This window comes from Vulcanisaeta sp. EB80 (assembly GCF_002078205.2).
The window spans coordinates 1-21,376 of sequence record NZ_LCWN02000034.1; the positions used below are offsets into that span (position 1 = coordinate 1).

Below are 21,376 nucleotides of genomic sequence, written 5' to 3' on the forward strand. Positions count from 1 at the left end.
GGGAAAACACAATCTTCAACTTATACCTCCAACCCCTAGTCACGCCAAGTATCATATTCCTTATATGCCCAGCCACAGTACCAACAACAGCCCTCTCCTCCCTACCTGCCATGTACGACTCAATAATTACAGAGCCATCACCAAGCCTAATAATTATGGGCAGGTTGCCAAAATCCCTCTCCAAACTACCCAGCGGACCCCTAACCACAACCCTACTCCCACTAACATCAACCTTAACACCATCCGGCACCTCAACACTCCTAAAAACATACGGCTGCCTAGCCATCAAAACGCACCGCCCAAACCCCTATTAAAATATTTAGCGCCATGCGCACCAACACCCTCTCGCACGGGCAATTCCATGAATCCAAGACGCAAAACCAACCAATACCCTATATATATTAAAACTAACGTGGGTGCAGGACAGCTAGGTTTAAAAAGGTAGCATTCAATTTAGTAATAATGATCAATTCCAAAACAACAACCAAAGGCCAATCAAGCGCAATCGAGTTGGTACTTATAATACCCGTGATTATGGCAGCCATCATAGTATTCATTTTACTCGTCCCCAACTACTCATACTCAGCAGGCTCCGAGGTTAACACGTTCCAGTTGAACGCCATGGCACAATCACTGCTGGAGTACATAATCACAAACCCAGGCAACCCACTAAACTGGGGGCTAGCAAACAAACCAAAATCATTCGGACTGGCAATGCCAAACCAGCCCTACCACCTAGACCCATTCAAGGTACTAGCACTGGAGTACTGGGGCTTCGCCAACGGTTACCTACCAAGCAACCTAGTCAACGAATGCAGCACAAGCTATGTTGGGAAAGGCTTCGCGAACTACCTAAACCAACACGGCATCAACAACCTAGCAATCAACGGATACTGGCTATTACTACCCATAGGTAATAAGACGTGGCCACTCAGTTACACGGAGGCCAAGCAAATGCTTGGTTTAGGTAGTAATTACGAGTTCATGCTAATCATACAACCAGTCCTAAACATAACAGTCATAGACTTCCCACCACCACAAGGCAGCTCCAACCTATACGTAGAAGTCACGAGCAACGGACAACGGGTCGGTAACGCAACCGTTAAGGTACAATACTTCATCGTCAGCCAAGGCACATCACAAAAACCATCGATAACTAATGGCACTACATCATCAATCACAAACTCCAGCGGCATAGCCGTAATCACACTCCCCGTTGCTTATAACAGCAACAACACGTACTTCATGCTAATAACAGCAAGCATCGGCGGCATCCAGGACTACGCCTACTTCCAATACCCAGGCCAAACAACACCACTACTGCTCATGGGTATATTACCAAACAGCACCAATTACAACTCCATACTATTCGTAGACCCAAACGTACTTAAGAGCTGCCTCAAAAACACCAAGATTATCTCCAACCCAGGCGAAACAGCCCTCGGCCTCAGAATCGTGGCCGTCTACAAGTCACTCTACGGCTATACCTTCGAAACGCTAAACTTCACGTTGGGCCCTGGGCAGGGTAACGCTCCTTCATACCCAATACCATGCACATTACTAACCAAGTCAAACCACTCAACCTGCTACTGGAACCTGCCAGACGCACCAATGCTCCTAATAATCAATGTCATTAGGAACTCTAAGGGGCAGGCTGGGCAGGTACCCATCGCCCAATCGATAATTGTGCCGTACGGATTATACCCAAACTACCTGCTCGGGGATGAACCAATAATCTTCGGCAAAAGCATCAAGAACGCACCAGTTGGTGCTGCCAGGGCGCTCGTGTACATAGGAGACTCGGCGTATTACATAACCCTCTACCTGTACTACAAAGGCAACGTGTTCGGGGCTGCGGGGTGGTGAGCATGGATAGGAAGGGCCAGGGTTTACTTATAACTGCGATGGTGATTGTGATTGCAGTGCTCGTTTTGGCGATACTGTACAGGGTCTTCACGATGACCCCAGCCTACGTGTACCAAAGAAGCATCTACTACGCATTTAAGGAAAACCCACAGGTAGTGGTTCAACAGTTGGATGAGGAGATACAGGCGATAGTAGCCACATTCGCGATAAACTACAGCAACTCATTAATCAACGAGGGACTCTATCTATATTTACACGCACTAACTCAATCACCAGTATCCTATTCGCTCGCATCAGTGATAGGGGCACAAATAAACATATTAGTAAACAGCATATACGTACCAACAGGCATAGCCATACCAACAACCAAACCAAAGCCACACGTATCAATCACAACCGGGTTCTACGGCGCATTAAAGATAAAAGGCGTCAAGTACATATACAGCGCTGGCAACGAATCAAGCATAGCAGTGGTGGTCAAGGACACATACAACATGCCAACACTAGGCATACAGAACCTAACGCTAAGAAACAGCGTCAGCCTAGCAGCATGGATAGTAAAACCACAAAACCCATCAATACTAAACCCAACAACAATAACCACGGAAACGAGGTGCATATTCAACTTCAAACTAGACAACTATACATGCACCGGACCAGCAACATACACAACAGGCAACGCAAGCTACCTATGGGCACCATACTTCGCAGGAGGCATGTACAGGACAAGTAACATGGGCTGGGTAGCAGGTGGACAAACAGCGTCATTGGCGTTCGCAATACCCATAGACGAACTCGCGGCAAACGCGGGCTTCAATATATCGGCAACATTCGACATAGCGAACTGCACTGCAGGTCAACAGGTCTGTGCGGGCATACAATTCCTGACACCCTGGCCAACGGAGAAATTCCAAAATTATCAGGATCGTCAGGGATACTCAGTGGTAATAACCTCATCATCGGTTAAATTATATTATGGTAATTCTCAATATCAATTGAAATTGAAAAAATGCTCACCTCCATTCACTGGTTTGACAAACCTCACGCTGTACGTAAAACCGACGAAGCAATTAACGTGGCAGAACGTAACAAATGTAAATAACGAACCGCAGGCTAACCTTTATGTATATATTAATAATACATTATGTAACACCACGACAATATACTTACCGGTCCTCGTTAATGTGTCCAATACGGTATTCAATAATAACGCATACATGCTTAGTGGACAAGTCTCGAACGTACAGCAGTCACAGCAGCTGCCACTGCTTGGTTCATGGACAGCAATAATACTGCAGAACGCGGCAGTGATAAATGCGAGCATCAAGCTCTACAACAACTACACACTGCCAAGGAACGTATTGGTAACCGTGTCCTACAACAACGCACCAGCCCTAGGCGCATCAATAATCGGGCTCAACGTAACACCAACCCTAGGCTACAGCGAAATCAGCCTAAAATACACCGTGTACAACATAACTAGCAACGCCGTGGTATTCAACGTAACCATGCCACCACCCAACGGATACCCAAACACGCAGTACCTACTACTCATAAACTACAGCAATATTAGGCTAATACTAAACCCGTGGTCACCGGCTGCTCTGAGCGCCATGGGTATAAACAGCACAACGCCAAGTGGTTACTCAGCCACCTCGTTAATACCATACATGGCATTCATCTACAACCAGACCTCAGGCTCGCTTATTGAGGTCACGTATTTCATAAACACGGGTGTCCCGACGGCATTGACGATATATGGTGGCGGCACGGGATTATACATCACAAACATAACTAATGGACAAACATATGCCGCCCTCGGCACTGTTGAGCCGCTCCCGTGGATGAACATATTCAAGGTTAATAATGCATACCCAATGGGCGTACTGTCAATACTCACGTTCAACGAGTCAATATATAACCTAGCCCCCGGCTACGCAGTGATTGGGCAGATAATACCCCTGAGTGAGATGAAGATAACGCGCTTCGGTGAAGGCAATTATCCTAGTGCATTGTATAATTGGATCACGGAGTACGAGCACTTCCCAAACCAGACACTGCCGTACGCCTACGTCTACCCAACAATAATGAATTGCCAATACCCACCATACGAAAACTCATACATATCATATGAGAACTCATACATATACTTCGCCTACAACAACGGGCAATTACTATATTATGGTTATACACCGAATTGGCAGCTGAACCCGTGCCAGGGGTGGTGATTATGGTGCGTGGGTTTGATAGGTTTGGTCAGGCGAGGATTATGGAGGCGATTGCGGCGACCGTGATAATACTGGTGCTCGCCGCACTAATGCCGATGCTCTTCAAATCACCAACAACCCAACTACAAAGCCAGGTCGAATCCAACCTGGAGACCTACGCCCAGACCGTACTCGCCGAGTTAATCAACAACCCACACTTCCTAACGATGCTGGAGCACTGTTTGTCCACTCACAATTGTGAAGCACTGCGGTCGTTGATGAATACGTTGGTTGGTCCCCAGTATGATTGGTATGTGGCGGTGGTTCCGTATGGTAAGCTCGTCACATCAACGTCTATAGTGAGTGGTGGTGAGTATGCCCTATTGCCGATAACGGTGGTCGTTAACTGGAAAACCGCCTCACCGATTCAGGTTCCTTACCCAACAACTGACCCGCGCGTTAGTGAATTAACACTTAACGTCTACCTACTCAATGAATTATTGACGGCCTTCGGCTACAAGTATCAAATAAACACGGCACTCCCGCTGTCAAACGTAGCCTTCATACAATGCGCCAACCAGTCAATAACCAACATAACCGAGTGCATCGAGTCTGGGCAGGCGGTGATGCTGAGGTGGTGGTTGACGTACTTCGACGCGAGGACTGGCACGGCTGTCGTTTGGGTGAACGCCACGGGTAATATATACATGGAGGTCTCGAGCAACTCCAGCCTGCCCTACGACGTATTGACTAATTCCTACTGCCAGGAACCGTACTGCTACGACCAAGGCTTGGGCGGGTACAGCTACCTAATGCTTAACGCGTATGAGGAGCCATATGCCCTGGCGCCGAGCTTTACCGACGTGAACTACACAACTCGCACGTCCCTATCTTGCCTATCTTGCATTAGTGATGCAGTATGCACCCGCCAGGACTTGAATGGTGCATACCACTTTAGTAATAATTACTTAGTTAAGTTGAAAACTAACAATTTAACACAATATGGCTTACCACCACCTACGGTATCCTGCAACGCAAGCCTAAAACTCCCCAGCGAGCCTTTTGGTTACAGTGTCTACGCCATTGGTCAGTTAATCACGGCAATACCAGGCTCAACGGTTACGTACAACGTGACTATCGAGGCAGTGCCATATAACCTGACCAGTACTCAACCTAGGGTCTCGCAAAACATCACGGTCCTCACGACATTGACTTACTACGGAAACGGTACCGAAGTCGTAACGACAAACATAACGACGAGCACAGGTTCGAGGTCTAATAGTACTAGGTTACCGCAGTACTACTACCTCTACTTGTTGAGTATGGACATAGGGCTTAACGGTATTTGCAAGACGTCGAGTAAACCAGTTAATTTAACGGTGAGTACTACGATTTACGATTTCCCAACGACACTTAGTAACGAAACAAGCACAACCTATCCGTTACCCTGCGATTTAGTTCAGAACCAAATCGGTTATAACATAACAATAACGGAGATAAACGTGACCCAATCCTCACCAAACCCACAAGGTTATAATTATTACGTGTATAACACCACATCGATTATCTACGACATGTGGGTGTCCGGGATGCCAACAACGACTTACTACCTACCCGTATACGTGAGTTATAGCTTTGACAAGCTGAGTGCGATGAGTGTAGTGCATATGGAGAGGTATAGGCTTGGTGGTTTCTCACCGACCGCGTCTGCCTTTGCAGTTGTTCAGTTGAATGGTACTTACTACCTCGTTTATGTTGGTATCAGTAGTTTGGCGGGTGGGTGAGCATGCGTGGGCTTGGTTTGAGCGAGGCGTTGGCTGTTGTTATTATGGTTGGTGTGGTTTTAGCCCTGGCTGTGGTGTTTATTATAGTGTCGGGCATAAACATGGCATCCGCGTCTGCATCGGTCTCCCTGAGCCAGGCCGAGACGACGTTGGTTAACATAGCCCAGGACTTGAATGCCGCCGTGATGAGCGGCGTACCGTATTACTCACTCTCCTACCCATTACCCGCTACCCAATTTGGTGTGTATAATGTCGTGAGGGATTACTGCAAACTGGTTGTGGTGAATACTACGCATGCCGTGGTGTGGAGCGTCACTAGCGATGCCGTGGTCTTCGGCATACCTCCTAACTACTTAACAATGCCGAGTGGTTTCCGTAAGGTATTGTTTGGTAATGATTCGTTGATATTTAATGACACGTCATCGAGTTTCTTCGGCATCTCCCAACTGGGTGCGGGGTCTCTTGGTGGTGTTTCGTATGGTACCTACGTGGTTCTTTACCCTAGGGTTGGTGTTGTCAGCGCTTATGTGTTTGTGCCGGTGATTGTGGCTAGGTTTAACCCCGCCCTGCCCAACTTATTGGTTGCCAATGTCACCGCGCCCAGTATGGTGCTCATCAGATCACCACTGTATTTAAAATACGCGTGTGGGCCTATTCAGCCACCACCGTTTAATTTAACTAATAGTAAAATTGAAATAGTGGAGATAGAGGTGATTATTGAGTATGGCTAGCAGGGGGCAGAGCGAGGTCTTGACGGCGGTGATTCTCGTGAGTACCATAATGGCGTTAGCGGCGGTATTCCTAGTGATATCCATGAGGTCGTTCAATTCGGAATCGTCGTACTACTCAATAACCTACGTCGCATCGTTCCTGACTAACGTGGCTGACGATATAGATACATACATGATGATGCCAGGTACGCAACTCACGTATGCGTTACCAAACACTGAGTACGGCGTATATAATTTCGTGAATACAGGCGATGCGCACTGCACAGTGAATGTCACCTTGGGTGGACAAACCATAATTACTGAGGAGTCCGGGGTGCTGATTTACGGTGTACCGCCGAGTTACTACTCAATGCCGAGCGGGTTTATGTATGTGTGGAGGGGTTCTAATGCAACTGGTTTCCCAACCGTTAATCCACGTGACTTGTCCACGGTTGTGGTTCCCAAATCCTTCGCCCCAACGGGCACGGTTGTCTCCCTCGTACAGCTTGGTTATGGTGAAATCAACGGCTTAACGTACGGCTCATCCCTGGTTATGATACCTAGGGTCATAGCCATAAACGGGACCGGCAACCACGGTGTTGGTTATATCTATATACCAGTATTCACGGAGTTAAGTACACCGTCGGTGGGGAGGGGCACCCTTATTGTTAAGGTGATTAGTGTGACTTCATCGTCTGTGAATAACCCAACTGGTGAACTCAAGGTAGTAGAGAAGTGCAGCATAGGTGGTTACGCAATACCGCAGGGCCGTGCCGACAATGCGACGGTTACGGGGGGTACAGTGTACATAGTCACTATAGAGATTGGCTTCGGCCTGGGTGGTTCATGATGGACACGCTTGCCTTCGTCATAACCACGGTGGCGCTCCTGGTCTTCGTAGTTTTCATAACCTGGTACACAACGTACTACATAACCACGAACATGCTTAACACCATAAATTACGTGGAATCCCTAGTAACTAGTGCATTGGCTCACGAGTTCCAGAACGCCATCTCCATAGCATCCATGGGTGACGTTGTTGGTAGCTTCAACTATACATTGATGTTGCCCACGGCTGCGGTGCCAATACAAGGCATGGCATTGAATTACTACATAACACTTTATCCAAAAGTTGGACAAGTAAATAATGGCAATCACTTAGTCCTACTTTATGCCAACGTTACGGTAACGATGACCATGGGTCCAATAAGCCGCTCAGTCACTGTTAATAATGTCACGGTTTACTCATCGGCGCAGCCCTACACCATAATAGCGTATAACTGTACTAATCCAAAAAATCCAAATACATATTATAGTAAAACTATAGTGAATCCAACATGGGTAAGTAATGTACCACCGAATTTATATGATTATAATTGTACATGGTCCAGCGCCCAGGTGCAGATGGGTGAGGCAATAATCGAGGTTGAAAAAGGATCCTAGGCGTCCCTAACCCTTATTAACAGTGGCTTCCTGAGTGGGTTCATTAGACCCGCTACGTAGAACTCCCTGGTGCCTAGTTGGGCTAATGTGGATTCGCTTACGTCGGCTATGTCCATGTAGGCCGCTATCTCCCTGAGGTCTCCCTGGGCGCTCAACCTGCTGAAGAAGACTGTGCCCAGGTTAGCCCTAACGCTGGCCCTCACGTCCCTGGCAATCCTCTGGCTGGCTATAACTAGTGACAGGCCCCATTTACGGCCCTCCCTAGCCGTGGTCTCGATGACATCACCGCATATGGTCCACTCGTTCTCCGGCACGTAGTTCTGGGCCTCATCAATAACGAAGACTAAGTCCAATGGTTCCCTCCTCTCCTTAACGAGCCTCCACGCTGAGTCGATTACGTCAGCAATTATGGCCTGTTTAACAACAAGCTCCGGGTCTAGGCTTAGATCAATCACCACCAGGTTTGATTTTAAAGCCTCATTCACAATATCAATGGGTTGGGTAATTCTTTTATTCAACTCCTCAAAGAATTCAGGCTCTATGAAGTAATCAATGAAGAGTCTAGCCTTCTCAACAGTCGAATCCCTGGCACCAAGGCCCCTCATACTATCAACCAGGTGCTTCGTGAATAACGCCTTATCCCACCTAACCACCTGGTCACCCTGCCTACCCTCAACCAACTGCACCTGCTGCCTTCTTACTCCTCTCTCGCCCCTTACATACGTTATCACCGCAACCTCGAGATACTCACCGAAGGTTTGCCAATTCAACCTAGCCTTATCAGCAATAACCGAGGCTATCGTTGGTGGCGAAATGGCGATATCCTTCGAGGTTACTACCCTGCCCTTAAAATGCGGTGCATAATCAACACCACTGTGGTCGAATACGACAACATGCTTACCAACCCTAATCAACTCCTCAATTAAAGCCTTAACCAACCTGGACTTACCAACACCTGTGGCTCCGAAAACGCCCACGTGTTGATTTACGAAGGTGGCGTCTAGGTTAATGGGCCAGTTGCTGTACTTATGGTTACCGAGTAGTATTGGTGTATTAACCTTAACATAATCACTAAGGAATCTGCCATCTTTAATAACATAGACCTTAGAGCCTGGCGTGGGCACATGCCTAACTTCAAACACGGACTTTGTACTCGGCCTTATTGATGCATAGAGTTTCACAATAGCTGAAGTGAAGGGCATGAGTATCGTCTGATCAAGAACCTCAGGCCTATCGACAAACGGCGACCTAACCCTATCCCTAATCAACGGCTCAAGCTTCGTAACGTTCCTAATAACACCGAGTAGTAACTCATCCTCAAGGGATGGATCATGAATAAGCACCAACTGCTCCTCAAGGGCCAGGTGCTCGCTTTTCTTGTAGAATTGTATAGGTACGGAGCTAACAGAAGCCCCGCTTGTCGTAATACCAATCTCCAGGCAACACCTATCAAGCATCCAAAGGAAAGATCTCAGGTGGCCTTATAAATAACTATTGATGAGACATTATTAACTCACATATAACTTATGCAATCTATGAGAACGTTGTACGTTATCTTCCTATGGTCAGTGTACAGCGGGATATCGACGAAGGACCTAGAAATAGTGCTGAGGGAGATGGGTGTAACTAGGGAGAAGAAGAAGTGATGTTCAAGTCCTACATAAATAACTCTTAAAAATAAACCTCGATATTTTAATCGATGATCCCAAGGGAAACGGGCTTAATCCTCGCCCTTGATGTTGATTGGGATGTTGATAAATCGGCGGCTTTCTTAGGAAGTATTAATGATTTGATTGATGCTGTTAAGATTGGTTGGTTTCAGTTACTAAATATAGGACCATGGGGAATTAGGGAGTTGGTGAATAAGGTTGGTAAGTACTTCCTTGCAGACCTAAAGCTTGGCGATGTTTCCCACATAAATGAGTATGTGATAAGGAGGATTCACGACCTGGGGATTAACGGCATAATAATGCACTCAGTGGCTGGTAAAGACAACCTAACCGGCCCAGTTAGGGTCGCTAGAGAACTTGGTGTTGATGTGTATCTATTAGTCTCCATGAGCTCGGGTGGTGAGTTGTACGATACATACCTGGAGTATAACGTGGAATTAGGGGTTGAGCTAGGGGTTAGCGGCTTTGTCGTCCCTGCAACAAAGCCCAATGTAATTAGGAGGGTTAGGTCGATGGTTGGGGGTGGTTATCAATTACTATCGCCTGGTGTTGGTGCTCAGGGTGGTAAGCCAGGTTGTGCAATTGCCAATGGTGCCGACTTTGAGATCGTTGGTAGAGCCATATTGACCAGTCCTGATCCTCGAAGAACAACACTAGATTTTATAGACCTAATTAGGAAACCAAGTTGTTAATCCGGCATAACCTTATCAATGGGCATTAACCTACTCCTCCAATCAGACACAAGCTCTAGTACGAGCATAGTCTCCGTTTGGGCAATATCCGGGTGCGTTGGCAGGTAATTGATCAGGAAGTAACTTAATTGCCTTAGATCCTTAGCCCAAACCTTGAGGAGTATATCATAATGCCCAGTTATTATGAACGCCTCCTCAATCCACGGTAACCTGGGATCTTCATCACTATCCTTGAGTATTTTCTCAACAAGCACCACCTGGGCAGACTTGGCACCACTCGGTGCGCTCCTCCTAACGCTAATTAGAACAAACGCTAACAATGAGAAACCGACCTTTAGGGGGTCGATTACAGCTCTGTAGGATGTTATGACACCATCACCCTCAAGCCTACTTAACCTGGTCGCAACAGTGGTCCTTGGCCTATTCAGGATCTCGGCTAACCTACTTAATTGTAACCTACCGTCTTTTTGAATTTCCCTGAGTATCTCCTTATCCAGTTTGTCGAATATCATTTCCGTTAGGATAGAAATAGGTACTTTAAATTCTCTACCGGAATAAAAATAATATGGGTTTTAATGATTTAATTAAACTATTCACCTTACGCAGGCGCCCAGGCAATCTTATACTTAGCCTTCCAATCCTCAAACTCCTTCTTCTCGGCATCAGACAGCGCCTTGCTGAACCTGTACCAATTAGCCTTGCCCTTAGCCGAGTCGGGTGCCTCGCTAGTCTTCCATATGCAGTTCACTGGGCACACCGGCACACAGCTGAAGTCATCCTTACACATATCCCATATTAGTCTTGCCTTACCGTTCTCATCAAGCTCTAGTGCCTGATACGGACATACTGAGACGCATGCACCACAGCCGATACAGATGTCCTGATCTACTACAACCTTCTGGAACGGGCCTGTCTTCTCTGCCATACGGGATAGTAAGGCATTAGTGGGTCTTAATAACTATTACTATTGGTACTCTACATACGAGGTATCGATCATGCAGTACCAATAAATAAATAGACTAGGTATTACACACGTCCAAACAATCTAGAGAAGTTCTCACCAATTCTCTCCCACAACTCCTCAACCTTGATACCCTTTATCTCAGCCACAATCCTAGCCGCATCCCTAACCATCGGTGGCTCAAGTGTAATACCTCTATACTCATATGGCCCATCGCTCTCAAGGAGTATTACGTCCAGGGGGGCCTCCTTAGCCACCAACCTTGATTTCTCCTGAATCCTTATCGCAGCATTGATGGATATGTAATAACCGTAATCCCTAATTTCGTTAAGAAGGTTAAGCGGACCCGTGTACCAGTGAATCAAAACCCTCTCCACATCGCTCCTCCTGACCAACTCCAGTACATCCCTCCAGGCATCTGGCGCATGAATATTGAGTGGCAGGTCGTAATCCCTAGCCCACGTTACAAAGGTCCTAAAGAACTCCAACTGCCTATCGAAGGTCTGGGGCACAAATCTCCTGTCAAGACCAACCTCACCAATACACTTAGCCTCAGAAACCAGCCTCTCCAATTGTCTCAGCTCATCTATACTAACCTTATCCACGTTCCATGGGTGAATACCAACACAGGGCATTATATTATTGAACCTTTCGGCAAGCTCAAGCGTTCTTCTTGATGATGGGTAGTCATCTGAGACTCCTACTATGACTATCTCCTTAGTAAATTCCTCGACTCGGCTATCTAGGAATTCATGTAGGTGGGTGTGTGCGTCATAAAGCATTGATCCATTGATTAATTAGTTACTAAAAAGGATTATTGTTGCTGCTCAAGCCTAACTACCTGGGGCTTAACCTCGGTAGTATCCTCAATCCTACCTATCACAACATGCCTAACCGTCTTAGCCAAGGGCCTGGTCTCGCCTATATATACGATATCACCAGGTCTCACGTCAATGCATGGCGGAACCCTGACATGCATCTTCTTCCTCCTCCCCTCATACCTCTTATACTTAGGGTTATAATGCAACCACTCGTGTATTACCACGGCGCTCCTCCCATGAACGCTCTCAACAGTTACCGTGAACACCTGACCCCTAACGCTCAAGTGACCATGCCACGGGCACTCAGGGTCATTACATACCTTCTTCGGTGGCAATATCCATGGGATCCCAACATGCCTAACCCTTATGAATTCACCATTGGGCAACTGAACCTTCTCACCAGGCCTAGGCCTCTCTGGCATCTCCTTAACTATTACTTCAACCATCGACCATGAGGTAGGGAACCCCTTTAAAACAATTTCTTTTGCGAACCAAAGGCTTAAATATTAAGGTTGGCAATGATTTATGAGGTCCCAGAGAGGACCGTGGCGGTCCCCGATGAAAACGGACTGACGAACCGCGGGGATTCGCACATCCTCCTCTAAAACAGTGAATTCGGAAATAATCCTTATTAAGGCCCAACTTGACCAGTACTATGTATGATGGGTGTTGGTATTTGCAGGGAGTACCCGTAACAATGTTTTCCCCAGCGTCCAAGATTTAGTTACCGGTTTATGGCCCACGCCCCTAGTGAGGCTTGAGCATTTTGGTGATGTTTGGGCTAAGCTCGAGTTCTTTAACCCACTGAGTAGGAGTATTAAGGATAGGACCGTCTTCTTCCTGCTACATAGGTTCCTAAACGATGGATTGTACGGTGGTCTCGTTGAGGAGGCTTCCTCGGGCAATGTCGCGGTAGCGCTGGCAGCTCTGGCTAACATATACGGTTTTAGGTACAGGGCCTACACAACCAAGCATTTACCTAGGACGACTGAGGTTTTGCTTAGGGTGTTGGGTGCGGAGGTTGTTAAGGTTGATAGGGATAGTATTGATGAGGGCTTTTGGCGTTGGGTTAGGGATAATGCCAATAGAGATGGCGCAATAAACCTTAACCAATTCGAGAATGCTGATAATCCAGAGGGGCATTACTACTTCACCGGTGGTGAGATTGTGGAACAGTTCATGAGCATTGGTAAGAGACCGAGGGTACTGATTGCCGGTATAGGCACTGGTGGTCATGTGACGGGTATTGCTAGGAGACTTAGGGACGCCTTTGGTGACGTCTATGTTGTTGGTGTCGAACCTGCGATCAACAACGTAATACCCGGCATTAAGCGCCTTGAGTCAGGGACTAGGTGGGCCCGCGAGGTTGTTGATGAGGTTATTGACGTTAGCCTTGAGGAGGCTGTTGATGGGGTCATTAGGGTTGCCAGGAGTGAGGGATTACTCATTGGCCTTAGTAGTGGTGCTGTCTTTCAAGCCTTTCTTAAGGTCAGGGAGCGATTAGGTGATGTGACCTACCTATTGATTTTCCCCGATGATATATACAAGTACATAGATATAATTGATCGTTTCGTGAATTCCACGTAAGTTCAGTGAAAGTTTCAGTGTACTGTTTAAGTAAAAACCTGGAAGCGCTTTTTAACCTGTACACGTATACGTGATACTGATGAGCCCCAGGTACAAGGTCTTCGTCAACAGGAGGATGGGTAGGGTATTGGTTAGCGGCAAACCCGAGGATGAGGCATTAATTAATGAGGGTTGGAGGGTGATTCATGAGGAGGATGATTGGAGGGCTGCCTTTGAATTCGCCAGGGATTATGCCGACAAGCATGACTACGTACTGGAGTGGTACATCGAGGAAGCACTTCTGCCTTAATCGATTAAAGCCACTGGAAGCACTTCCGGCGGCTTTCTGTTTAAGTAATTAGCGTCATCTTCGGTAATTTCTTCATTATTTTCCTCGGTACATGCTGTTATGTTGGGTGTGGATTGCAGAATGACCGCTCGCATTTCTCGCACCAACTAGGGTGCCTATAAGTATTGTGTTCACGCTTACTCTTCGCAAATATTTTAAAGGCTAAGCTCCAACCATTGATATTTAGGTTAGCCATTGGTAGACTTAATTATAGAATAGTCAGGCCTGTTCACGAACGCTGCAGAACAGCTTTCAATGGCTTGCCTTTAAAATGAGCCACCTTTATCAAGTGAGCCCCTTAAAAGCCAAGGCTTAGTAAACCGATGTCTTCAGGTAAGGCATTGAGGAGTAGGGGACAGTCCTCGGTCTTCCTTGCCGTGATAATGGCTTTAGCCATCATAGCCATCATAGCCATAATAGCCATCTCGTGGCCAATGATAAAGAGCAACTTCGACAAAAACTACTGGAGCGGGTCAATGGGCACGTACAATCTCAACTTCGGCGCCAGCGGCAACGAGATATACGCCTACGCCCAGAACGGCGTTAGCGCCAAGGTTAAGAGCACGCCAGAAGCCGTCGGCTATTGCATTACATACAATGATGGCAACAACATCTACTACTCATGCCCGTCCAACCTGCCCAGCCACCAATCGTGACTACATCTTAAAAACCATTAATTAATAATAATCGATGAGCCGGGTACTTGAGGAAGTATTAACATCAACAATAGGATTCATAATAGCCATGGCCATAATAGGCGCAGTAGTGGGCGCCGGTCTCTACGGGTATTGGATCTACACCAACCACCAAACACTCCAAAACTACATGTGGCCAATAGCCGAGGTAGTGCCATACCAAGGGGGTTACCTCCTAGCCATTGTTAACACTGGCAATGAGCCGTTTTACGTCGAGCAGATCTACCTGAAGGGAGGCACAGTAATAACCCCAAGCCAAGCAATCAACCCAAACCTCAACTGGTGCTCGACAAGCAACACGAAGCTAATGCACAACCAGTGGTGGTGCGGCGAAGCCAACCAACTGCCAGTGGCTGTTAGAGTCTGCTCAGCAATCGACCCCAGGGTTTGCACGGTCGTGCCAGTACACGGCTGGTCAACGGTTGATGTTTACTCATTACTCGGCACAAACTGCCCAGTATTGGTAACAGTCAGCGACCCATACAGCGCCACTTGGTGGGTAATCTGGTTCATGCAGAGTGGCTTTTACTCTAAAAGTGGGTCCACGACTTATACGTGGTGCATAGACCCGCCCTACCACCCAATAACCATCTCCTTCAACGCATTCGCATTCTCGAACTCGTTCGGCTATATATGCCAAATAAGCCCAACATTGACCCATGTCGAGTACAACGGCAAGCCAGTGACGCAGGTCTTCACAGTGACATGCCAACAATTACCATTACTAACGCCATCTAACTACTTCGTCTATGTATCAGTCACCAACGACACGCTGGGCGCGATCTGGCAGATAAGCTCCTCGGTCTCCTCAACAAGCGGTATAGGCAATGTGAACAACCAACAACTACCCATTGGTGGGCAGACGGACACCCTAACCGCGTCAATAATATTCAACCCGATCGGTTATACGTGCTCAATAAGCCCAGGCTCGACGCAGGCAACCAATGGTAGTTCATACACGTTCACGGTGAATTGCGTGTACTCGCCATACCCACCATGCCCAGTGAGCCCGCCCATCGTAAGCACAAACCCAAGTATTGGTCCTCCGCAGCCCACCTCCGGTGCCAGTGTCTCCTCGATACCCTATGGGCAGAGTGAGCAGGTAACGTTCTACTACAACGCGCAAGAGAGTGGCAACAACTACGTGTTCCAGTACTGGAGCATTGGTGGGAGTAAGTACACGAGCAACGTCGTCACAATAACGGAGACCCTTACATGCACAACACCCGGGCAGACTCTGACGGGCCCAAGCGGAACAGACTACTACAACTACATACCTCCAGGCCCGATAAGCATAAACCCAGACACGATAGACCTGACACAATCGAGCGAGACCTACACCTTCAATTGGACCTCGGCATGGAACGGAACCGGCACATTCCAATACACCATCTCAGGTACGGTGTATATTTACTATCCATTTTCCGGTCAATCCAATATTCAGGGGTCGGTTTCTTGGCAAGCCACCGTAACACTGCCGGACGGAACAGTGGCGGCACAGGGTTCGGGCACCCTAGAGATAACGAACTACCTCACACCACCAAGCCCAAATTACTATATTGAATGTGTAGTGAGTGGTAGCGGCACAATCAATGGGGTGAATGCAAGTCATGGTAATGAGACGGGGACGGCATCAATATCGTGCTACCTCGAAACCTGGTGATCTTTGTGCCTAATCATGATGGGTAGCGCCAGACCCAGTAGCCCATCGTGTAGTCGTACGGGTCGTAGTGGCCGAGTGTTAATTCACTGGTGTAGCTCCAGTAGTTGATTAGTGTTTGGTTCGTGACTGGTAGCCACAGTGCTGCCGTTGCGTTCCTCACGAATGTAGCTGCCAAGGTGCAGAATGGGCCCAGCGTGTTGACTTTCTGCCCTTTTATTAAGTATTGCATTATCATTACCCCTGTGTACGTCGCGTTCCTAACCGGTATCGGTAGGTAGTAGTAACCGGTTGCGTTTATTGTGAAGTTCCCAACCACCGGCAGCACGTTTAAGGAGATGATGGTCTCCCACATACCCGTGGAGTTACTAACGAATGAGTAGCCGATGAATGATGTGGGGCCGCCGCCTCCCACGTCCCCGCAAACCAATACGTAGTAGTTGTTTATTGTAGCGTTATCGACGTAGCATGTTGGGGTGTATACTAGGGCTAGGCCCTGTGGGGTTAGGAACTCAGCCTGGAATATCAGCGGTACGAACTGGGCGTAGTGGGTTGTTGGGTTGTAGTAAAGTGGTGCATATTGGAAGTAGTACCAGTAGAGGGTTGGGTTCGACTCGAAGTACGCCTTAGGCGCCAACCAGAACCACGCAATCCACACCGTGCCGTTCGGCAGTATGACCAACCTACCACTGCAGTAGCCGGCGTAGAACTCGAAGTAAGATGAGATGGGCACGTAAACGGTCCTATTTATGTAGACTGGCACTGTCTGGTTGATGTACTTAACCACGGTCTGGTTAACGTAGACGGTGTGGTTCACTGGCACGTAAACGTACTTAGTCGTCGCTAAGCCAAGCCCCTGGGCTATTGGCTTGAGGAAGGCAACGTGCGGGCTTAGTATCACTATGGCCAGCGCCACGGCTAGTATTATCACCACAGCCCTCATTCCCCACGACATCAACTCCCAGTCGTAGGCCAGGTCAACCATATTAATCACTCATTCGAGCCAGGGCTTAAAAGGGCATCACCCACAAGGCATCACTGAGCAAGCCAAAACTTTCACCCCCACAGGCGAATAGGTATCACCCGCAGGTGATGCCAATACGCCTGGAGATTGAAACTTTCAATTCTATGTATTCCAATTCGGAGGTTGAGTAAAACTTTCATCAAATAACCCACTTTAATTATTAATTTATTATGATGGTTAGAGAGAAAAATTTTTTATTTTGTCTGTTGGGCTTATAGATCATAATGACTAATTGCGGCAATGGTGTGTGCCCAATCTGTGGATCATGCCTAATACTAGACATGAGGGAGTGGATGCTCGTGTGCCCAGTGTGTGGTTACGTGTTTAAGGATGGGGTGTTTTACGAGTACCTCACGGGTAGGTTAGGCACGTATGTGAGGTCGGAGTTGTTGGGCAAGGGGCGTTGGGCTGGGGTAATGGGCGTGAAGATACGGGGTATTACAGGGTTAAGGCAGTGGATTGCCTCAAAAACAAACAGCCAGAGAAGCACCGGGGAGGCTATGGCGAACTACACCGAGAGGCTAGCCAAGGCATTAATCGGGACAGGGGACTTCGGTGAGGAGGAGGCGAGGGCGTTGGCGGAGGCCTTCGTAAGGCACTACAGGGCGTTGAGGTATAGGGATGGTGTAAGGGCCTCACTGCCCAAGGTGGAGACTGTGGTTGAGGTCCTAGACTCGATAACGAGCGGTAGGTCCAATGCTGAGGGCGGCAGGTACGACATGGCAATAGCCAGCGCCCTAAGGAGGGCATTCACGACCACCGGCGTCTATAAGCCATTGACCAGGAGGGCGCTTAGGCTATTGAGGATTGCCGAGCCAAGCGAGGACCTGGTGGAGCTCGGCATAAAGTACTTCGAGATGATATACAAACACTTGAAGGAGACCGGGAAGGAGGCTCGCAAATACGTGACCTGGATAGCGATTGCAGCAACGGCCATGGCTGCAACGGGAGGTAGGCCGATGGCAATAAAAGCCGTATTAGTCAGGAATAGGCTCAAAAAAATAATCAAGGAACTAGACCTCGATAAAATTCTGGAAAATATTGAGAGTCAAAACGCAGAAAATGAGATAAAATTGTGATAAAAATTAGGCTAAACCATGAATTACATACATTGGTTACGATCTACGTTGCACATCATGAGTGTCTGTGCAACGTACTCACGAGACTCACGTTCGCAGCTTCTCGATTTATAAATCGATATCGTGACCAAGAGTTCCCGAAAGCATAAAACATTGTCCACAGAAACTCCTGGTTAAGTAGCCTTTTAAACCTGTTTTGTTCATTTTTGATATCGATGGAGCAGATGCTTAGTGGGCAATTAGGGGGTGGTGTTAATGTCGCGTTTGTTGAGATTGGTCAATTTAGAGGGGCCTACATTATTCCTAGCAATCCATGTCAATGTAGGTCCTTAATTAATAAGGACGATAAGGGCGAGCTCGTAAACGCAATAATCCACGGCACCATTGAGAGGTTTTTAGAAGAGCACGAGGGTGTTGATAGGGTTAAGGTGCCGATACCGGTGGTTGCCGCGGTGAGTATTGATAATTCAATAATCTGTCTATACCCCGATTGCGTGTGCAGATCGTTGCGGGAGTTCGTTGAGCACAACCCCGAGCTTTCTAAAAAGGTCTTGGTCGAGGTCACATTTGTAGATAACCGTGAGTACGATATAAACGATGAGGAGGACTTGGCCAGGCTTCGCACATTGGCCGCTAAGTACTGCGTAATGGGGAGTGAGAAGGTGGAGGCGTTGCTCGGCATTATTAAGGATTACATAATAATGCTTATCATAAGTAGGGAGGACATTAGGGAAGAGGTTAGTAAGTGGCTAACCGAGCCTGACAAGAGACTGCCTACAAACACCATCAAGAGATTGGTGGGCATATTGGACATAAACATCCGCAAGATGTATAAGTTGATTAAACGTGTATACGTGTATTATAGGGATGAGCTACTCAGGGCACTTGAAGAGGTTACGCCTGAAGGTAAAACGCAAACAATAACACAACCTATGCAGCATAAATCGAGTGGATGCGAACCATCAATATGTAGAGATAACAATAAATTCGAGATGGCGTTCAGGATCGTGAGCACCCTAGGACTCATTAATAATAATGAGGTTGATTATTGTGATATGATTACCCAGCTCTGCATTGCCTTTGATAGGGGTGAGTTGGCGAAGATCGTGAATGAAACCAAGTCAATAAGTGAGGAAAGGATTACCGAGACTAGGAAGCTTATTATTGACTGGGCTTTGGGTAGGGTGAGTGATAATGATTTGAGGGTCTTCTTCGGCCTTGAGGCTAGGCCTGTCGAGCCTGAGCCAGTAAACATAAAGGAGGCTCGTGAGTCCTTGGTTAGGGAGCTTGAGGGGTTGCGTGATGCGGATAGGTACGCTAAGGCTGTTAGGGGTGCTAGGAGCGAGCTTTCGAGGATAATCTTCGAGGTGTTGAGGGCGAACATGCAGAGGAAGGACCCAGGCATGTTGCAGTTAATCGCCTCAACCCTAGCAGACCTAATACTGGAGAGACCCGGTGTACTTATGGATATTGTGCACGTGGAGACCAGGTGCAGGGACTTAGGCATCACCTGTAGCGGGCTTTGGGGCGCGGTTAAGGGAGTCGTTGACCACGTTGCGGAGGCAGTGAGGCACGCCAAGGAGCTTGGTAACAAGAAGTTGAGGGGTGATGAGTTGGCTGAGGAGGTGAGGGTCACAGCTGGGGAGATGGCCTCGGAGGTTTGCTTAGGCATTGAGGAGATCAAGGACGCCTTGCTTGACGTGGTGCACAACACAGTATCAGACAAGAACCTAGCCAACACAGTCAGGGAGCTGTTAGGCAAGGCCGTAAAGATAAACTGCAATTCGCAATACTCCCGAGGTTAGGCGTGAGGGCTTTATGCCGGTTACGTTCCTGGTTTGAGACAGTATGTGCATTGGCGCAGTCATTGATCTAGTGAGATACTAATTTAAAAGGCTAAATGGGCAGGATATCCACAATGACCTTATCCAAGAGCCTATAAATCCCGTAGTTCGCAACTAAGGAGAAGGCTAGGATTACATTGCCGGTTACGTCGTAGGTCTGCATCACCAAACCAGCTTAGTAGCCCTAGGTGATGAGTGCAGTGGGTACGCCCTCGATATTGCTCAATGTCGAAGCTGTTGAGTTGGAGCTGAGCTTGATATTCAGAATCTTCAGCGCCGGTTCCAGGTAGATAACAGTATATGTCGTCAGGGAACACGGCATTGGTAAACTACGCAGGCGTTGGGTTCGATCCCGTAACCGAGAATCCTTACCGAATGAGTCTCTTAAAAATACTATTTCTCTTCTTTATTGATGATTGCCAAACCCACAAATAGGGTTGTTGGGAATGTAAAGACTATAAAGGCTAAGCAAACCAACGCCGAAAGGAGTTTGGCGAGGAGGGGTGAGTTCACCATACTGTGGGTGATAGTGGCTGTTGTTAGTATAGCGCTCGCGTTGATCCTAATCTTCTACGTCTTCCACGGGGCAATGCCGTCGCTAGGCGCCAGCAACACACTAACAGTCTCTGCCGAGGAGATGGGCGGGGTGCTTGTTATGAACGTGAAGGCTATGGGGGTTAGTGCCATTACGGTTGAGGCGATAAACCTGGTGCCCAGCGGCTCAAGTGCATCGAGTTGCACCGCATACCTAAACGGCAATTCATACAGCGGCATAACCTCACTGCCGGCCAGTGGATTATCGATAACCCTCAACCCAGGGGACACACTATCAATAACCTGCAGTAGCCTAAGCGGCTCACCAACGCAGGTCGAGGTGGTAACAACAAGCGGTGCATACACGGCACCAATATCGTGAACCAGCACAACCAATCAAAACCAAAAATCAAAACCATTTTTCCTCTTTTCCCATCCTTACCCAAACTTCATCCAACCCTTATATTCAAA

At 47.7% G+C, this 21,376-nt stretch carries 20 protein-coding genes and 1 pseudogene; 14 read left to right on the forward strand and 7 right to left on the reverse strand.

Annotation, left to right across the window (positions count from 1 at the left end; all coding sequences use genetic code 11):
* Positions 1-286: 50S ribosomal protein L6 (gene rplF, locus B7L70_RS07115; RefSeq protein ID WP_081227181.1), on the reverse strand; the 286-nt coding region annotated here is incomplete at its 3' end.
* A 176-nt stretch (positions 287-462) separates the two neighbouring features.
* Here rplF and B7L70_RS07120 point away from each other — a divergent pair.
* Genes B7L70_RS07120 through B7L70_RS07145 form a run of 6 tightly spaced genes read left to right on the forward strand, consistent with a single transcriptional unit; the run spans position 463 to position 8,010 of the window.
* Positions 463-1,866, forward strand: coding sequence for a hypothetical protein (locus B7L70_RS07120; protein WP_081227182.1), 1,404 nt, complete (start codon positions 463-465; stop codon positions 1,864-1,866).
* A gap of 2 nt (positions 1,867-1,868) precedes the next feature.
* Positions 1,869-4,094: a hypothetical protein gene (locus B7L70_RS07125; protein ID WP_081227199.1), complete on the forward strand. Its 2,226-nt coding sequence runs from the start codon at positions 1,869-1,871 to the stop codon at positions 4,092-4,094.
* Positions 4,095-4,096: 2 nt separating this feature from the next.
* Complete coding sequence (locus tag B7L70_RS07130) at positions 4,097-5,857, forward strand: hypothetical protein (protein ID WP_143701579.1); 1,761 nt, start codon at positions 4,097-4,099, stop codon at positions 5,855-5,857.
* Positions 5,858-5,859: 2 nt separating this feature from the next.
* Positions 5,860-6,588, forward strand: a complete 729-nt coding sequence (locus B7L70_RS07135; protein WP_143701580.1) for a hypothetical protein — start codon at positions 5,860-5,862, stop codon at positions 6,586-6,588.
* Entirely contained in the window at positions 6,581-7,417 is an 837-nt protein-coding gene (locus B7L70_RS07140) for a hypothetical protein (protein WP_081227185.1), read from the forward strand. The genes B7L70_RS07135 and B7L70_RS07140 overlap by 8 nt, the downstream gene beginning before the upstream one ends.
* Positions 7,417-8,010 carry a hypothetical protein gene (locus tag B7L70_RS07145; protein ID WP_081227200.1) on the forward strand — a complete coding sequence of 198 codons (594 nt, stop codon included), beginning with the start codon at positions 7,417-7,419 and terminating at the stop codon, positions 8,008-8,010. Before B7L70_RS07140 ends, B7L70_RS07145 begins: the two co-directional genes overlap by 1 nt.
* Here B7L70_RS07145 and B7L70_RS07150 read toward each other — a convergent pair.
* Positions 8,007-9,467: an ATP-binding protein gene (locus B7L70_RS07150; protein WP_081227186.1), complete on the reverse strand. Its 1,461-nt coding sequence runs from the start codon at positions 9,465-9,467 to the stop codon at positions 8,007-8,009. The two genes, B7L70_RS07145 and B7L70_RS07150, sit on opposite strands and share 4 nt — an antisense overlap.
* Before the next feature lie 242 nt (positions 9,468-9,709).
* On the opposite strand from B7L70_RS07150, the gene B7L70_RS07155 reads away from it, so the two are divergent.
* The gene (locus B7L70_RS07155; protein ID WP_081227187.1) at positions 9,710-10,372 is read left to right on the forward strand and encodes an orotidine 5'-phosphate decarboxylase / HUMPS family protein; all 663 of its coding nucleotides are present in this window, start codon (positions 9,710-9,712) and stop codon (positions 10,370-10,372) included.
* Here the strand turns inward: B7L70_RS07155 and B7L70_RS07160 are convergent.
* From B7L70_RS07160 to B7L70_RS07175, 4 genes and pseudogenes are all read right to left on the reverse strand, one after another.
* Positions 10,369-10,884: an Lrp/AsnC family transcriptional regulator gene (locus B7L70_RS07160; RefSeq protein WP_081227188.1), complete on the reverse strand. Its 516-nt coding sequence runs from the start codon at positions 10,882-10,884 to the stop codon at positions 10,369-10,371. The two genes, B7L70_RS07155 and B7L70_RS07160, sit on opposite strands and share 4 nt — an antisense overlap.
* Positions 10,885-10,970: 86 nt before the next feature.
* A pseudogene (locus B7L70_RS07165) lies at positions 10,971-11,330 on the reverse strand (ferredoxin family protein); the annotation flags it as partial.
* Between the two features lie 68 nt (positions 11,331-11,398).
* Positions 11,399-12,115 (reverse strand): TatD family hydrolase, encoded by a 717-nt coding sequence (locus B7L70_RS07170; RefSeq protein ID WP_081227190.1) that lies wholly within the window; start codon positions 12,113-12,115, stop codon positions 11,399-11,401.
* Between the two features lie 32 nt (positions 12,116-12,147).
* Positions 12,148-12,600 (reverse strand): 30S ribosomal protein S17, encoded by a 453-nt coding sequence (locus B7L70_RS07175; protein WP_081227191.1) that lies wholly within the window; start codon positions 12,598-12,600, stop codon positions 12,148-12,150.
* A 220-nt stretch (positions 12,601-12,820) separates the two neighbouring features.
* Here B7L70_RS07175 and B7L70_RS07180 point away from each other — a divergent pair, with 220 nt between their 5' ends.
* The 4 genes from B7L70_RS07180 (at position 12,821) to B7L70_RS07195 (ending at position 16,427) form a co-directional block, all read left to right on the forward strand.
* On the forward strand, positions 12,821-13,741 hold the full coding sequence (locus tag B7L70_RS07180) for a pyridoxal-phosphate dependent enzyme (protein ID WP_081227192.1): 921 nt from the start codon (positions 12,821-12,823) through the stop codon (positions 13,739-13,741).
* Between the two features lie 79 nt (positions 13,742-13,820).
* Positions 13,821-14,030, forward strand: coding sequence for a hypothetical protein (locus B7L70_RS07185; RefSeq protein WP_238376153.1), 210 nt, complete (start codon positions 13,821-13,823; stop codon positions 14,028-14,030).
* A 380-nt stretch (positions 14,031-14,410) separates the two neighbouring features.
* Complete coding sequence (locus B7L70_RS07190; protein WP_143701581.1) at positions 14,411-14,725, forward strand: hypothetical protein; 315 nt, start codon at positions 14,411-14,413, stop codon at positions 14,723-14,725.
* A 34-nt stretch (positions 14,726-14,759) separates the two neighbouring features.
* Positions 14,760-16,427: a hypothetical protein gene (locus B7L70_RS07195; protein WP_081227194.1), complete on the forward strand. Its 1,668-nt coding sequence runs from the start codon at positions 14,760-14,762 to the stop codon at positions 16,425-16,427.
* 13 nt (positions 16,428-16,440) lie between these two features.
* Here B7L70_RS07195 and B7L70_RS07200 read toward each other — a convergent pair whose 3' ends face one another.
* Complete coding sequence (locus tag B7L70_RS07200) at positions 16,441-17,409, reverse strand: hypothetical protein (protein WP_081227195.1); 969 nt, start codon at positions 17,407-17,409, stop codon at positions 16,441-16,443.
* Positions 17,410-17,672: 263 nt separating this feature from the next.
* Here B7L70_RS07200 and B7L70_RS07205 point away from each other — a divergent pair, with 263 nt between their 5' ends.
* The 3 genes from B7L70_RS07205 (at position 17,673) to B7L70_RS07215 (ending at position 21,287) form a co-directional block, all read left to right on the forward strand.
* Positions 17,673-18,527 (forward strand): TFIIB-type zinc ribbon-containing protein, encoded by an 855-nt coding sequence (locus B7L70_RS07205; protein WP_081227196.1) that lies wholly within the window; start codon positions 17,673-17,675, stop codon positions 18,525-18,527.
* 215 nt (positions 18,528-18,742) lie between these two features.
* Positions 18,743-20,332: a hypothetical protein gene (locus B7L70_RS07210; RefSeq protein WP_081227197.1), complete on the forward strand. Its 1,590-nt coding sequence runs from the start codon at positions 18,743-18,745 to the stop codon at positions 20,330-20,332.
* A gap of 451 nt (positions 20,333-20,783) precedes the next feature.
* Positions 20,784-21,287, forward strand: coding sequence for a hypothetical protein (locus B7L70_RS07215; protein ID WP_081227198.1), 504 nt, complete (start codon positions 20,784-20,786; stop codon positions 21,285-21,287).
* Positions 21,288-21,376 lie beyond the last annotated feature (89 nt).

What these genes read in the sequence shown, in the direction of transcription:
- B7L70_RS07120 (WP_081227182.1), top strand. Translation starts at nt 463, where the DNA reads ATGATCAATTCCAAAACAACAACCAAAGGCCAATCAAGCGCAATCGAG.
- B7L70_RS07125 (WP_081227199.1), top strand. Translation starts at nt 1,869, where the DNA reads ATGGATAGGAAGGGCCAGGGTTTACTTATAACTGCGATGGTGATTGTG.
- B7L70_RS07130 (WP_143701579.1), top strand. Translation starts at nt 4,097, where the DNA reads ATGGTGCGTGGGTTTGATAGGTTTGGTCAGGCGAGGATTATGGAGGCG.
- B7L70_RS07135 (WP_143701580.1), top strand. Translation starts at nt 5,860, where the DNA reads ATGCGTGGGCTTGGTTTGAGCGAGGCGTTGGCTGTTGTTATTATGGTT.
- B7L70_RS07140 (WP_081227185.1), top strand. Translation starts at nt 6,581, where the DNA reads ATGGCTAGCAGGGGGCAGAGCGAGGTCTTGACGGCGGTGATTCTCGTG.
- B7L70_RS07145 (WP_081227200.1), top strand. Translation starts at nt 7,417, where the DNA reads ATGGACACGCTTGCCTTCGTCATAACCACGGTGGCGCTCCTGGTCTTC.
- B7L70_RS07150 (WP_081227186.1), bottom strand. Translation starts at nt 9,467, where the DNA reads ATGCTTGATAGGTGTTGCCTGGAGATTGGTATTACGACAAGCGGGGCT.
- B7L70_RS07155 (WP_081227187.1), top strand. Translation starts at nt 9,710, where the DNA reads ATGATCCCAAGGGAAACGGGCTTAATCCTCGCCCTTGATGTTGATTGG.
- B7L70_RS07160 (WP_081227188.1), bottom strand. Translation starts at nt 10,884, where the DNA reads ATGATATTCGACAAACTGGATAAGGAGATACTCAGGGAAATTCAAAAA.
- B7L70_RS07170 (WP_081227190.1), bottom strand. Translation starts at nt 12,115, where the DNA reads ATGCTTTATGACGCACACACCCACCTACATGAATTCCTAGATAGCCGA.
- B7L70_RS07175 (WP_081227191.1), bottom strand. Translation starts at nt 12,600, where the DNA reads ATGGTTGAAGTAATAGTTAAGGAGATGCCAGAGAGGCCTAGGCCTGGT.
- B7L70_RS07185 (WP_238376153.1), top strand. Translation starts at nt 13,821, where the DNA reads ATGAGCCCCAGGTACAAGGTCTTCGTCAACAGGAGGATGGGTAGGGTA.
- B7L70_RS07195 (WP_081227194.1), top strand. Translation starts at nt 14,760, where the DNA reads ATGAGCCGGGTACTTGAGGAAGTATTAACATCAACAATAGGATTCATA.
- B7L70_RS07200 (WP_081227195.1), bottom strand. Translation starts at nt 17,409, where the DNA reads ATGGTTGACCTGGCCTACGACTGGGAGTTGATGTCGTGGGGAATGAGG.
- B7L70_RS07205 (WP_081227196.1), top strand. Translation starts at nt 17,673, where the DNA reads ATGACTAATTGCGGCAATGGTGTGTGCCCAATCTGTGGATCATGCCTA.
- B7L70_RS07210 (WP_081227197.1), top strand. Translation starts at nt 18,743, where the DNA reads ATGGAGCAGATGCTTAGTGGGCAATTAGGGGGTGGTGTTAATGTCGCG.
- B7L70_RS07215 (WP_081227198.1), top strand. Translation starts at nt 20,784, where the DNA reads ATGATTGCCAAACCCACAAATAGGGTTGTTGGGAATGTAAAGACTATA.